The following is a 13,946-nucleotide window of genomic DNA, read 5'->3' as shown; positions in this document are numbered from 1 at the left end:
CTTCGCGCTTTATTATTATAGAAAAGTAGCATAAAGCCGGACAGGTTGTCACACGAGATTTCCTCATGTTTCGGCTTAGTTTTTTCGACATGATATTTCCCGTTGCAAATCCATCGAATGGTCCTAATATGGCAGTCACTCATCGGGGTGCCCTTGGAGGCTGAGAGGCAAGATCGCCGACCCGCAGAACCTGATCCGGTTAGCACCGGCGGAGGGAATTGAGGCCGGTTCATCGAAGTATATGCACATCGCGCCCTTCCCTCAAACGAACGAATGGAAGGATGACGGCATGCGCGAAGACATATCTAGACATCTGTTGCAGGAGATGAACAGCCGCCGCCCGGCGGTGCATTGCCTTACCAATACGGTGGTGCAGGCGCTGACCGCCAATATGCTGCTCGCCGTCGGCGCCATTCCCTCCATGTCCTCGGATATTGCGGAGGTGGCGCATTTCACGAAAAGCGCCAACGCCCTCCTCGTCAATATCGGGACCCTGGACGGGGATCTGAAAAACTCGATCAAGGCCGCCATCGGCGCCGCGCGAGACCATAACATTCCCTGGATATTCGATCCCGTATTTATCGACCGGTCCGAGCCACGCGCCGCCTATGCGATGGAGCTTCTCTCGCTTGGCCCGGCGCTGATCCGCGGGAATAGGGGGGAAATTGGCCTTCTCGGCGGTAATCCCGCCGATCTTGCGCGAAAAACCGGCGCCATCGTTGCCATGACCGGCGTGACCGACATCGTCACCGACGGCAGCACCGAAATCACGCTCGAGGGTGGCCACGAACTGATGAGCCTGGTCACCGGCATCGGCTGCGCGGGGACGGCCCTGCTCGGTGCCTGTCTCGCCATCGTCCCGGCGGAGGAACGCTTGCAGGCGGTCGCGGCGGGCCTTTCCCTTCTGGGGGAGGCCGGAGAAAAAGCCGCCGCCGAGGCGACCGGCCCCGGCAGCTTCGCCGCCCTGATCCTCGATAAGATATACCAGATTAGCCAATCCAGCCTCCAGGAAAGGAAGGAAAATGAGTAAGACATCCCTCACCCGTCGAAAATTTCTTGCCGCCGGCGGTGCCGGTGCACTGGGCGCCGGTTTCGCGGCGACCCCGGCCATCGCGAGCGGCGCGCGGGAATGGAAGATGGTCACCTCCTGGCCGAAGGGCGCGCCGGGCGTCGGCGTCACGGCGCAACGCCTTGCCGACCGGATCACCCTGATGAGCGGCGGCAAGCTGACCGTGAAGTTGTATGCGGCGGGGGAGCTGGTTCCCGCGCTGGAGGTGTTCGGCGCCGTTGGCGGCGGCACGGCGGAGCTTGGCCATACCGCTTCCTTCTTCTGGCAGGGCAAGGCGAAGGCCAGCGTCTTCTTCACCACCGTTCCCTTCGGCCTTACCTCGCTCGAGCATATGGCCTGGATCAACCAGGGCGGCGGTCAGGAGCTTTGGGACAAACTCTATCAACCCTTTGATATAAAACCCTTTATGGCCGGTAATTCGGGCATGCAGATGGGCGGCTGGTTCAAACGGGAGATCAAGTCCCTCGATGATCTGCGCGGGATCAAGATCCGCAGCGCCGGTCTCGGCGGCGATCTGTATGAGAAACTTGGCGCGACCGCGGTCCTGCTGCCACCGGGGGAGATTTATCCCGGCCTGCAAAGCGGGCTGGTGGACGCGGTCGAATTCCTCGGACCCTGGAGTGATCGGGCCTTCGGATTCTACAAGGCCGCGCCCTATTACTACTGGCCGTCCTTCAACAAGCCGAACGGGACGGCGGAATGCCTCGTCAACCGTCAGGCCTACGACTCGCTGGACGATGACCTCAAGGCCGTCGTCGCCAATGCCTGCCAGGCGGAGAATGCGGTCGGCCTGACCGAGGCCGAGTGGGAAAATGCCCGGGCGCTGGCCGATCTGGTCGCCAACAAAAAGGTCGAGGTGCGGGAATTCCCCGCCGATCTCATCAGCAAGGCGAAGGAACTGACGCCGGCGCTGATCGACGGGTTCGTCGCCGGCGATGCGATGGCGGAGGAAATTCTCAAATCCTACCGCGCGGCGCTCGATCTCTCGCAAAGCTGGTCCCGGGTCGGACGGGAGGCCTATTTCGCCGCCCGCGACCGCTAACGGTCAACCACCATTATGGTTAACGAAGGGTAAATCCGGCACCATAATGGTGCCATCGGCAGTCTTTCGCCGCGAAACGGCAACCATAATGGTGGCATTACCGCCGCAATAGGCCTTGACCGGCCCCGGCAGGCTTCGCACAATTGCCGGGCGGGTCAGGGGCGCATCTGAAAAGGGGAAATCCATGTCGATCCAGAACGGGATGATAATTTTGGGCGTCGTGATCCTCCTCGCCCTGCTCGCGGGGGCCGTGGGGCTCTATCTTTTCTACGGATCGATCTACCGCTTCGATCAGGCGACGGACGGCCCCGAGGCCTATGACCTTGCCGGCGTCCGCGACGTGACATTTCCCTCCGAAGACGGCGCGGAGATTTCCGCCTGGATCCGCCCGCCCGTGGGCGATGCGCCGGTGATCCTCTATTTCATGGGGAATTTCACCTCCATCGGCCCATCGGTCCAGCGGCTCAAACCCCTGCTTGAAAAGGGCTTCGGGGTCGCGGCGCTCGTCTACCGGGGATCGAGCGGCAAGCCCGGCACCCCGTCGGAGGAGGCCTTCGCCGGCGATGCCCGCGCGCTCTATGACCGCCTCGACGACCTGATGGCGGCGGAAATTCCCGCCAACCGGCGGATTGCCTATGGCTATAGCCTGGGAAGCGGGATTGCCGTGCGGCTGGCCGCCGACCGGCCCGTCGCCGCGCTCACGCTGGAGGCCGCCTATGCCCGCTTTTGCGATTATTTCACCGACAGATATTTCGGCCTGCCCTTCTGTGCCGTCATGACGAAGGAGCGGTACGATTCCATCGACCGGATCGCGAGCATCGAGGCGCCGCTGCTCATGTTTCATGGGGAACAGGACAGCGCCATCCGCATTGCCTCCGCCCGCCGCCTGTTCGACGCGGCGTCCGAACCGAAGCGGTTCATCGCCTATCCCGCCGGCAGTCACGTCAATCTCTGGCAACAGGGCCTGCCCGAGGAAAGTCTTGAATTTTATGGGAAAATTGTCCCCTGTGGCTGGATCAACGGTTGAGCAGCAACTCGTTCAGGATCTTGCCGATTTCACTGATCGTCGGGTCGATCATCATATTGAAATGATCGCAGTTGAAAACCATCACCTCGATATTGCCCGAAACGAATTTATCCCAGCCCAGATGCTGGCCGGCCCGCAGGAATTCGACGCTGGCCTGCCGACCCTTGAACAATAGGACATCCGCCGGATAATCCTCCGGGCGGTAGCGGTTTTCCGCCGACAGATAGGCCTGCGTCATCCGCTGGCCCACCAGCTCGTCCGGCAGCTGTTCGCCTTTTGCCAGAAGCTCGGCAATCTGCGCCATCTCGCGTCTCGCGGCCAGGCTCCGCCATTTGCGCAGCGGCCAGCGCAGCGCAAAACCGAGGCTCCAGTGCCGGGCGGTCCAGAGTTTCTCGAGCAGATTAAGCGTTACCGGCTCCGGATCGGGGGCGAGGGTATCGAAAAAGATGAGGTTCCCGACCTCATGGCCCGCCTTTCGCAGCTGCTGCGCCATTTCGAAGGCGATTACGCCGCCGCCCGAATAACCGGCGAGGTGATAGGGCCCCTCGGGCTGGTTCTTCAGAATGGCGGCGACATAGCAAGTCGCCATTTCCTCAATGGATTCATGGATTTCCGCCTCCCCGTCCGAGCCGAGCGCGCGCAGCGCATAAAACGGCACCCGGGGGTCGAGATAGCCGGACAGGGACCGGAAATTAAGGACATTCCCGCCCGCGCCATGGACAAGATAGAGCGGCTTCACATCGGCGGCGCCGGCCTTGATCCGAACCAGCGGCGACCAGCCGTCGGCGTCCGCGGGCGTCTCCGCCGCGGCCATCTCCGCCGTTGCCGCGACCTCGATATTCCCCTTCTTGATCACCATGTCGGAGAGAAGCCGCAAGGTCGGCGCCTGGAACAGCGTGGCGAGCGGCAAATCCGTCGCATATTCCTTGCGTATTTTCGCGAACAAGCGCACCGCCGCCAGTGAATGGCCGCCCAGATCGAAGAAATCGGCATCCGGCTCGGGCTGGCCAACGCCAAGAAGGTCCGACCAGAATTCGGCGATTTTCTCCTCCACCGCATTGGCATAGACCGTGCCGGCACCGGCGCCCTCCGCCGCCTTCGCGCTGTCCTTCTTCCGGCGGTGAGCCCCGATCCGCGCCATTTCCCGGGCGATATCCGCCATCGCGGTCGGCGAGATCACCATCGCGCGGGCGTCGGAATTGAGCATCCGGCTGAACACCGCCGGGGCATCGGCGGCGGCGATCCCCTGGGCGATCATGACATCAACAAGCTGCGCCGGGGAGCTGCCCTGCTCGAACGAGGTTCCTTCGACGCGGCTGAGCGCAAATCCTTCCATGATGATCAGCGGCGTGCCCTGGTCATCCATGAAGAGGACATCAAAACTTGCGTAGCGGCCGGGCGTCTCCGCGACCAGGCGGGCGCGGGTCCGGAACCGCGATGGCAGCGGCGCAAGGATGCGCAGCCGGTCGATAGACATCGGCGCATAGAAGGCGCCCTGCGTCCCGACATCGCTCAGCAAATTGAGCCCGATCGTCGCCGCGGTATCGGTCAGGCCCGGATGCGCGGCATAATCGTCAAGATCCGCGAGAAAGGCATCGGCAAGCGCGAAATCCGCCTCGATTTCCTTCCTGCCGCACCGGATCTCGCCGATATTGTCCCAGCGCGGGCCGAAATCGATCAGGTCGGCTTGCGAATCCTGACCGCTGTTGTCGGAAACCGCAAGGGCCGACGTCAGTTGCAGCTCGCGCGGGACCTTACGGTCGGTCAGGCGTTTGAAAACGATCTGCGCGCGGCAATGCTCGACAAGCGGCGCCTCCGGCGAGGGGCTGCTGCTGACCTGAAACTCATAGCCGCGCTCATCCGGCGTCAAGGTCACGACGACACGCATGCGCGTCCCGTCGGGGAAGATCATCGGGCTGAAGAGGGAGAGCGACTGGAGTTCCCATTTTCTGCCTGCAGCCGCCGCCTCCATCGCCGCATGGGCAATCTCGATATAGGCGGTGCCGGGCAGCACCGGCACGCCGCCGACCACATGCTCGCTCAGCACCCAGAGCGCCGCCGGATCGTAATAGGAGGTGAAGGAGATTGCGCCGTTGCTCTCTGTTTCCGGGGCGCCGAGCAATGGATGCGGACCTGCCGCGCTGTCTTCCAAATTGCGATAGGCGCGCGCTGCCATGCCGACATCGCGCCAGACGCCCCAGGAAATCGCAAGACCATCGGTGCGCGAGGCCGCGAGGCTTTCCAGATAGCTGTTCGCCGCCACATAATCGACCTGGCCGGGCGGGGCGGTAATGACCGAAGTCGAGGAGAAGACGGCAAAGAAATCAAGACTGCCATCGGGCAGCAGCGCCGCGAGATTGGCGCCGCCCGTCACCTTGGGCGCCAGGACATTATGGGCATCGTCAAGGCTCTTGCCCAGCATCGGCGCGTCATCCATGATGCCGGCCCCGTGGAAGGCGCCGTCGATGCCGCCAAATTGCGCCCGCGCCGTTTCAAGGGCCTTGCCGAGCGATGCCTTGTTGGTCACATCGGCGCTTAACAGCAGGACCTCTCCGCCCGCCGCCTCGATCTCCTGCAGGATCCGGATGGCATGGGCAGTGCGGCTGTTCGGGGATTTGGCGAGCACGACAGGCCAGTCACCGCCACCGGGGAACCGCGATCGGCCGATGAGCGCAATGCGCGCCCGGGCCGTGGTGCCAAGATAACGCGCGAGCTCGAGCCCGATGCCGCCGACGCCGCCGGTGATCACGTAGCGCCCGGCCTCCTTCACCCGCTTCGGAAGCACCTCCGTCGCCGTGACCGGTAGGGGTTCCAGCTTCTGCGCATAGCGTTGACGGGCGCGGAAGGCGATGCAGTCATCGGCGCTCGCGCCGTCATGCTCATCGAGAATGGTTTTCGCCGCCCAGCCCGGATCTTCGGTCGCCTCCAGATCGATATATTGACCATGCAGCCCCGGAATTTCGCGCGGCGCGACCCGGACCGGCCCGATCAGCGTGCTGAGCGCCGGATGCAGGACCGGTTCTCCGTTCACCGAGAAGGCGCCGCTGCCGATAAAGCTGAGGCGGATATCCCCGGACGGGTCCGCCGACTGGATGGCGCGGGCGAGGCAGAAACCGGCGTCAAACAAACCCGTCTGACCGTCCGCCGCCGACGCCATGGGCCAGCCGTTCAGGATCTGCGCCGGGATCTCACCAAGCTCGGCAAAGAGCGCCTCGTAATCCTCCGGCACGTCCGGGGCGAGGCGGTATTCATCCCCGTCGCGGGTGAAATGATCGCCGGGACGGACTATGACCAGGGTCTCCCGCCGCTCCGCAAGCGCCGCGGCGAGGGCGTCCGAGACCGGATCGCCGCCATGGAAGAGCAGCCAGCTGCCGCCATGGCGCATTTCCGCCGGCGGGACGGGCGCAACCACCCATTTTTTCGTGACATACCAGTCATCGGGATTATCGTGCCGCGTCAGGCGGATGGCGCCCTCGGCGATGGCCGTTTCGGTATCGGCGACGAGGCCCATCCCCGGTTCGATCCAGTGGCGTTCGCGCGCGAAGGCATAGGTCGGCAGCGAAACCCGCCGCCCGCCGGCGCCCGGCAGTTTTTCCCAGTCAAGCGCGCCCCCTGCCGCCCAGATCCGGCCCGCGGCGAGCAGCGCCCGCGCCATATCGTCATCCGCCTCCTTCGGCGGGCGGCCAGAGGAAAGGACGGCGCGCGGTTCATTCTCTCCGTGCCCCATCTCGGCGAGCGGTCCCAGCGTCTGGCCGGGCCCGACCTCGAGCAGGATTTGCCCCGGCTTCTTGAGGACGGTTTCCACCGCATCGGCGAAAAGAACCGTATGGCGCAAATGGCTGACCCAATAGTCGATGGTCGAGAAATCCCCGTTTTCCGGCCAGTCCCCACGCAGGGACGACACAAAGGGAATCTCCGGATCCTTTAGGCGGATCCCCTGGATCCCGTTGCGGAAGTTATCAAGCTGGTCATCGAGGATGCGGCTATGGGCGGCGACATTGATGCGCACCCGCGTGGCCTCATATTCCGTGCCCTTCAGCTCGTTCTCCAGGGCGTCGATTCGCGCGACCTCCCCCGACACGACACAGAGATCGGGGGCATTCAGCGCCGCAATGTCAAGGCTGTCGCCGATCATCTCCAGCACCTTTTCGCGCGGCGCGGGAATGATGCTCATGGCGCCGGCGGCGGCGGCATCCATCACCTTGCCGCGCCAGACAACGATTTTAAGCGCGTCGGCAACCGACATCACCCGGGCGATCACGGCGCCCGCATATTCCCCGGCGCTATGGCCGAGAACCGCGGCGGGCTCTATCCCCCAGCTCATGAACATCCGGGCATAGGCATATTCAAGGATGAACAACGCCGGAATGGCATAGCCCGACCTTTCCATCCTGGCGCGGGCATCCGCATCCTCGAGGCATTTATCGAACATCACGGCGCGAAGATCGGCAGGCGCATCCGCCGGCATCTGCGCGAAGCATTCATCGACGGCGGCGCGAAAAGGCGCAGAACTCCTTAACAGTCCCGCGCCGGCGCCGGGATATTGCGCCCCGCCGCCGGGGAACATGAAGACCACCTCCGCCTTCGCGGTTCCGGCGGTCCCCTCGCCGACATGGGCGGGCGCCTCGTTCCACAGCGCCGCCTTGAGATCGTCCCGGGACCGGGCAACGATCACCCGGCGCTCGGAAAATTCGCGGCGGCCATGCCGCAGGGTAAAGGCGGCATCGGCAAGATCGGGCATCTCCGGCGATGTAACGAAATCGCGCCATTTCTCCTGAAGACCATCGAGGGCGTTTCGATTGCGCGCCGAGAAAGGGAAGAGCCGCCAGCTTTCCTCCCGTGGCATATCGGGGCGCCGTGGCGCCTCCTCGACAATCGCATGGGCGTTGGTGCCGCCGACACCGAGCGAGTTGATCGCGGCACGGCGCGGAATATCCCCGCGCGGCCAGGGCTTGCTCTCGGCGACCACATAGAAAGGACTGTTGGCGATATCGAAGCGGCTGTTCGGCGTCTTGTAGTGAAGCGAGGCGGGGATCATCTCATGGCGCAGCGCCTCCACCACCTTGATCAGGCTGGTGGCGCCCGCCGCCGTGTCGAGATGGCCGATATTGCTCTTGACCGAGCCGATCCCGCAATAGCCGGTGCCGCCGGCCCCGTACACTTGCGCGAGACCGGCCAGCTCGATCGGATCGCCGACCGGCGTGCCGGTGCCATGGGCTTCGACGTAACTTACGGTTTCCGCAGGCACACCCGCAATGGCGAGGGCCTCGGCCGCGGCTTCCGCCTGACCGTCGACGCTGGGCGCGAGATAGCCCGCCTTCTGCGCGCCGTCGTTATTGACGGCGGAACCGATCAGCACCGCCTTGATATCGTCGCCATCGGCAAGCGCATCCTCGAGCCGACGCAAGATGACGAGCGCCGCGCCGGAGCCGAACACCGTGCCCTCACTGTCATCATCAAACGGGCGGCAGAGGCCATCGGGCGACTGGATCTCCCCTTCAACGAATTTATAGCCATGGCGATGCGGCAATTCGATGGTGACGCCGCCGGCAATCGCCATGTCGCACTCCATGGAGAGCAGGCTGGCCGCCGCCTGATGCACGGCGACGAGCGAGGTCGAGCAGGCCGTCTGGATCGCCACCGACGGCCCCTGCAAATTCAGCAGATAGGACAGCCGTGTCGTCAGGAAATCCTTGTCATTACCGGTATGGCGCAAGAGGAACATGCCGATTTCCGCGACAAGGTCGGGATTGGTCAGCAGATTGAACGGAAGATAGGCCTGCATGCCGGAGCCGGCAAAGACGCCGATCCGCCCGTCGAAACTTTCGGGCATATGGCCGGCATCCTCCAGCGCCTCCCAGGCGCATTCAAGGAAATGGCGGTGCTGCGGATCGAGGATGGAGGCTTCGCGCGGCGAAAAGCCGAAAAAGCCCGCATCGAAACATTCCATATCGGAAAGATAATTCGCCGCGCGCACATAGTTCGGGTCGGCCAGCTCTGTCGCGCTGACGCCGTTCGCCAGCATCTCCTCGTCCGTGAACCAGCGCGTGCCGATGCGCCCGCCCGCCAGCATGTGCCAAAGCTGCGAGACGGTGCGCGCGGACGGGAACCGTCCGGCCATGCCGACGATGGCAATCTTTTCAGAAGCCTGAAGTCCTTCTACGCCGTCTGTCATCTTCCCGCTTATCCCCACCGCAACCGGCGGTGCCGCTCGTCCTGACAGAAATCATATCCTGCCAAGGCTCATGTTTACTATACAGTTGTCCCGGTTCTTTGCGTCATCCGCGCCCGGCGCGCCGCCGCCCGCTGCGCCCCGCGCATCGCCGCCGTCGATTCCCCCTCCGCCTTGCCGCCGCCGTCGAGATGTCGGGCCAGCGCCTGAATGGTGGAGAAGCGGAACATGTCGGTGATCGCGACTTCCTTGTCGAACAGCTCCTTCAGCCGCCGCTGCACCTGCACCACGAGGAGAGAATGCCCGCCGAGATCGAAGAAATTGTCGGTAACGCCGACCTCGGAGAGGCCCAGCGCCTCGCACCAGATCTTGGCGATCGCCGCTTCGGTATCGCTCTGCGCCGTTGCGGCCGCCGCGCTCGCCTGCCCCTGCGGTTTCGGCAGCGCCTTGCGGTCGATCTTGCCGTTCGGCGTCTCGGGCATTTTATCGAGCACGACCACCTGCGAGGGCGTCATGAATTCGGGCAGCATCTCGCCGAGTTTCCGGCGCACCTCCTGCGGATCGATCTTGTGCCCCGGCGCCACGGTCGCAAAGGCGACGAGGCGCTTGTCGCTGTCGCCGGTCTCGAACACGGTCACGGCGGCATCCTTCACTTCCGTGAGCGATCCGAGCTTCGCCTCGATCTCGCCAAGCTCGATCCGGTGGCCGCGCACCTTGACCTGGTTGTCCATGCGGCCATGGAATTCAAGCCGGCCGTCGGGCATATGACGGACAAGGTCACCGGTCCGGTAAACGCGCCCTTCCGGCGTGTCCAAAAACCGTTCCGCCGTCAGTTCTTCGCGGTTCCAGTAGCCATCGGCAACGCCATCGCCGCCGATCCAGAGCTCGCCGGCAACCCCGCTCGGCAGCGCCTGACCAAATTCGTTGCGGACGGAATAGATCGTGTTGGCAATCGCCTCGCCCAGCGGGATGGTCTCGCCCACCGTTTCAAGATTGGCGACCGACGACCAGACGGCGGTTTCCGTCGTGCCATACATATTGAGAAGTGTTCCCTTGAGATTGGCGCGGAGATTGCGCGCAAGTTCCGGCGGGAAGCCTTCACCGCCGACCATCATCACGTCAAGCTTGCCGAGCGCCGTCCGGCCTGCCTGCTCAGCGACGAGGAAGGAGGCCATCGACGGCGTGCATTGGAAATGGGTGATGTCATGCTCGGCGATCTGCTCGGCGACCGAGGCCTGACGGGCAACGCCGCCTTCGGCCAGCAGGTTGTTCTTGAGATCATTGATATAGGTGAGATGCTTGAGCACCAGGTCCGTATCGACGCCGAAATCGATGAGGCAGGCAATCTCGTCAACGCCCATGCGGGCAATCTCGCGCACCAGCTCCTGACAGCTCTCAGGCGTGCCGAACAGACCGCTCGTCTGGTAATAGCGCTCGAACGCATGATCGAGAAGCGCTTCGGTCTCTTCCTCGGTAAGTTCCTGTTTTTCAAAGACTTCCTGCGGCGTTAGACCGGTCGCGTCGGCCTTCTGCTTGAAGGTCGGGGAGCTCCAGGAGGCGCGGCGCAAGAGATCGACCGAGCTTTTCAAATATCCCTTCATCGGTTCGCGCACCGTCTCGCGCACCTGATCCTCATCCTCACCGACAAACGTATGGAGCATGAGGGAGACCTTGCCGTTGCCCGGATGCCCCGCCTCGCGCCAGGCCATGCGGTAGGCACGGATTTTCTCGGCCACATCCTCGAATTTCTGGCCCAGCAGATGGGTCAGCACATAGCAGCCCTTTTCCGCCGCCGCCGCGAAGGTTTCCGGGTTCCCCGCCGCCGTCAGCCAGAGCGGAATCTCGCCGCGCACCGGGCGCGGCAGGGTCGAAATCTCGATTTCCTCGCCCTTGTGGTTGGGCAGCATGACGCTTTCGCCCCGCCAGAGCTTGCGCAGCGTATCAATGCCATCCAGCATGACCTCCTTGCGGGGTTCGAAATTTTCGGGCTGCAGGACAAAATCGTTGGGCTGCCAGCCGCTGGCGATGGCAATACCGGCGCGGCCCGCCGAGATATTGTCGACCAGCGCCCAATCCTCGGCGACACGGACCGGATGATGCAGCGGCAGCACGCAGGACCCGGCGCGAATATCGACGTTTTTGGTGAGCGAGGCCACGGCCGCGGAACTCACCGCCGGATTGGGATAGAGGCCGCCAAAGGCATGGAAATGCCGCTCCGGCGTCCAGATCGCCTCAAAACCGTTCTCATCGGCGAATTTCGCGCCCTGCAACAGGAGACGATAGGCGTCCGGCCCACTGCCCGCGACTTCGGAGGCAAAATAGAACAGGCTGAAGCCCGGAACCGGGGTCGAGGAGACGCCGTCCGTCTGCAGCACCACGGTGAATCCGCGGGCCAGGCTCCAGAAAATCTCCAGCACGGAAATATCGAAGGAAACCGAGGTGATGGCCAGCAGCCGGACCTCGCCCTCATGCGGCACGGTCAGGTCGGTGCCGGTGAAGAAATTGACGATATTCTGATGGGTCAGCATCACGCCCTTCGGAATCCCGGTCGAGCCGGAGGTATACATCAGATAGGCGAGATCGGAGGGCGCGCCGGCGGGCGCCGTGAAGCCATCGGCAACCGTCGCGTCCGGATAAACAATCTTTTTCGCATCCAGGCGGAACTTGTATTCGGTCGCCGGGCTCGCCACGATCAGCGGCGCGTTGCTGTCCTCGATCATGAAGGCAACCCGCTCCGCCGGATAGGACGGATCGAGCGGGAGATAGGCCGCCCCCGTTTTCAGGATCGCGAGCAGGGAAACAATTAGGTCGGTCGACCGATCCAGGCATAATCCAACGATGACGCCCCGTCCCGCGCCGCGCGCGGCAAGGGCGGCGGCAAGCGCATCGGTGCGTTTGTCGAGTTCCGCGTAAGTAAGCACATCGTCATCGGCCTTCAGCGCGATGGCGTCCGGCGTCTTGGCGACCTGGTCGCGGATGACATCGTGAATGCGCTTGTCGCGCGGATAATCCACGCCCATGGCATCCATCCCGGCCTGTTTCTGGTTCGGATCGGTGAGCGGCAGGTTTTTGAGCGCCGTCTCTTTTTTGGCGGCAAAAGCATTGAGGAAGAAAGCGAGATCCCGGCCCATGGCGGCGAGCATGTCCCGCGCGTAAAGGCCGGTTTTCGCGATCAGGCGCGGGCCCTCTCCCAGCGCGAGCACGAGGTTGCGATCCCCCAGAAGGTCGGCATCGGCCCCGTCGCGGGGCGTCACGGCGACATTCAGCGCGCGCAGGGCGACATCGCGTGCGGCCATGTCGGGCAACCGCGCGATCAGATCGATGCTGCGCGGACCGGCGGCGCGGCCGTCCGCCTGTATTCTCGATACCGCGTCAATCGTCTCCGCGGCGGTCTTTTCGGCCGCAAGGGGGAGCGTGACAAGCTGGCTTTCGGCGATCAAGGGATGCGTCTCGGCCCCTGAATCCATGCCGCAGGATACCGACTTCGCGCCCATGAGCAGCGCATGCCAGACAAGAAGACCGGCGGTCGCCACCTCCAGCGCCAGCGGTTGATCGAGCATGAGGGGCACGGCAACCGCGCCGGAGGCCGTATCCCGGTTCGACGGATAGGGCGATTGCAGCGGCTGCGCATTGGAAAGCGCGTCCTGCCAGTAATTTTCCGCCTTCGCGGTGGCCGAGAGAAGATCATCCGGCATGGCGGGCAGTGGTGGCAGCACGGCGCCTATCTGAAGCCCGACGGCGTTGGGATGGCGCGGCTCGCCCTTAAGGCAGCGGAACCCGCCCAGCCTTACATTGTGATCGGCGGCGGCAATGGTGATGCTGTCATCGTCAAGGCCGATCACCTGACCGGGCGCCCCCGATGCCGGACCGTCAAGGATATCGAGCGTACCGACGAGGGAGATGGCGGCGCCCGTCCACAGCTTCGCGGCGCCGAGCGGATTGGCATAGGCGCCGAAATCGAGCGCGCGGACAAGCCGGTCGAGGTCCGCGGCGGGTTTCGTGAAATCCAGCGCGCCAAGCTGCGCGGGCCGCATGGCGGCGGTGTAGATGTTTTTCTCCGTCCCCTGCTCCACCGGCCGGGCGGCGTCGGATTTGAGCTCCGCCACCAGCTCGGTGAAGGAGGCGAGCCCCGCCTCATAACATTTCGCATTGAGGCTCATCGAGGTTTCATCGGGCGCGATGTCAACGCGGCGGGATTTCAAAATCCGTCCCGCATCGGGACTTTCCTTCATCTCGTGCCAGGTGACCGCATGCGAGGTCTCGCCGTTTATCAGCGCCCAGGAAGTAACATTGATGCCGGTATATTTCGGCAGCGGTCCATCGAAGAAATTCACGGCAAACTTGCGGGGCGGGACGGGCAGGGCTTGCGGAAAGATCGTCAGGTTGACGACGCTGAACAGATAATCATAGGCAAGGTCGTTCAGCCCGGCATCGCCGGGATCACCGAAAAGCGGCAGGCCCTCCGCCTCCGCCCAGGCCCGAACCCTCGGTTCGTGACTTAGAATGCCGGCGATTTTGCCGCCCGCGCGCGTGAATGCCTCCGCGCATTGAACGAGAAGCGTTCCTTCCCCAATGAATAAACCGTTCATTGTTAAAATACGGTCCTTCGGCCGTGATCTTATTTGTTATTGAATAC

6 protein-coding genes and 1 riboswitch are annotated in these 13,946 nt (G+C 63.6%); of the genes, 3 read left to right on the top strand and 3 right to left on the bottom strand.

The window, feature by feature from the left end; translation table 11 throughout:
* Positions 1-133: 133 nt before the first annotated feature.
* Positions 134-235, top strand: a riboswitch (TPP riboswitch).
* 54 nt (positions 236-289) lie between these two features.
* Complete coding sequence (gene thiM / locus GQF03_RS17595; protein ID WP_161340609.1) at positions 290-1,030, top strand: hydroxyethylthiazole kinase; 741 nt, start codon at positions 290-292, stop codon at positions 1,028-1,030.
* Positions 1,023-2,111 carry a TRAP transporter substrate-binding protein gene (locus tag GQF03_RS17590; RefSeq protein ID WP_161340608.1) on the top strand — a complete coding sequence of 363 codons (1,089 nt, stop codon included), beginning with the start codon at positions 1,023-1,025 and terminating at the stop codon, positions 2,109-2,111. Before thiM ends, GQF03_RS17590 begins: the two co-directional genes overlap by 8 nt.
* A 3-nt stretch (positions 2,112-2,114) precedes the next feature.
* On the opposite strand, the gene GQF03_RS17585 is transcribed toward GQF03_RS17590, so the two are convergent.
* Positions 2,115-2,297 (bottom strand): hypothetical protein, encoded by a 183-nt coding sequence (locus GQF03_RS17585; RefSeq protein WP_161340607.1) that lies wholly within the window; start codon positions 2,295-2,297, stop codon positions 2,115-2,117.
* On the opposite strand from GQF03_RS17585, the gene GQF03_RS17580 reads away from it, so the two are divergent.
* Positions 2,296-3,138, top strand: a complete 843-nt coding sequence (locus GQF03_RS17580) for an alpha/beta hydrolase (protein ID WP_161340606.1) — start codon at positions 2,296-2,298, stop codon at positions 3,136-3,138. The two genes, GQF03_RS17585 and GQF03_RS17580, sit on opposite strands and share 2 nt — an antisense overlap.
* Here GQF03_RS17580 and GQF03_RS17575 read toward each other — a convergent pair.
* Together GQF03_RS17575 and GQF03_RS17570 are read right to left on the bottom strand one after the other, a co-directional pair.
* Positions 3,128-9,313, bottom strand: coding sequence for a type I polyketide synthase (locus GQF03_RS17575; protein ID WP_161340605.1), 6,186 nt, complete (start codon positions 9,311-9,313; stop codon positions 3,128-3,130). The genes GQF03_RS17580 and GQF03_RS17575 overlap by 11 nt on opposite strands.
* A gap of 77 nt (positions 9,314-9,390) precedes the next feature.
* Positions 9,391-13,899, bottom strand: a complete 4,509-nt coding sequence (locus GQF03_RS17570; protein ID WP_161340604.1) for a MupA/Atu3671 family FMN-dependent luciferase-like monooxygenase — start codon at positions 13,897-13,899, stop codon at positions 9,391-9,393.
* Between the last annotated feature and the right edge of the window lie 47 nt (positions 13,900-13,946).

Source organism: Sneathiella chungangensis, from assembly GCF_009882935.1.
Lineage (GTDB): Bacteria > Pseudomonadota > Alphaproteobacteria > Sneathiellales > Sneathiellaceae > Sneathiella > Sneathiella chungangensis.
Note: the sequence above shows the minus strand (reverse complement) of the source record. Positions and strands in the feature narration are given on the sequence as shown.

What these genes read in the sequence shown, in the direction of transcription:
- thiM (WP_161340609.1), top strand. Translation starts at nt 290, where the DNA reads ATGCGCGAAGACATATCTAGACATCTGTTGCAGGAGATGAACAGCCGC.
- GQF03_RS17590 (WP_161340608.1), top strand. Translation starts at nt 1,023, where the DNA reads ATGAGTAAGACATCCCTCACCCGTCGAAAATTTCTTGCCGCCGGCGGT.
- GQF03_RS17580 (WP_161340606.1), top strand. Translation starts at nt 2,296, where the DNA reads ATGTCGATCCAGAACGGGATGATAATTTTGGGCGTCGTGATCCTCCTC.
- GQF03_RS17585 (WP_161340607.1), bottom strand. Translation starts at nt 2,297, where the DNA reads ATGGATTTCCCCTTTTCAGATGCGCCCCTGACCCGCCCGGCAATTGTG.
- GQF03_RS17575 (WP_161340605.1), bottom strand. Translation starts at nt 9,313, where the DNA reads ATGACAGACGGCGTAGAAGGACTTCAGGCTTCTGAAAAGATTGCCATC.
- GQF03_RS17570 (WP_161340604.1), bottom strand. Translation starts at nt 13,899, where the DNA reads ATGAACGGTTTATTCATTGGGGAAGGAACGCTTCTCGTTCAATGCGCG.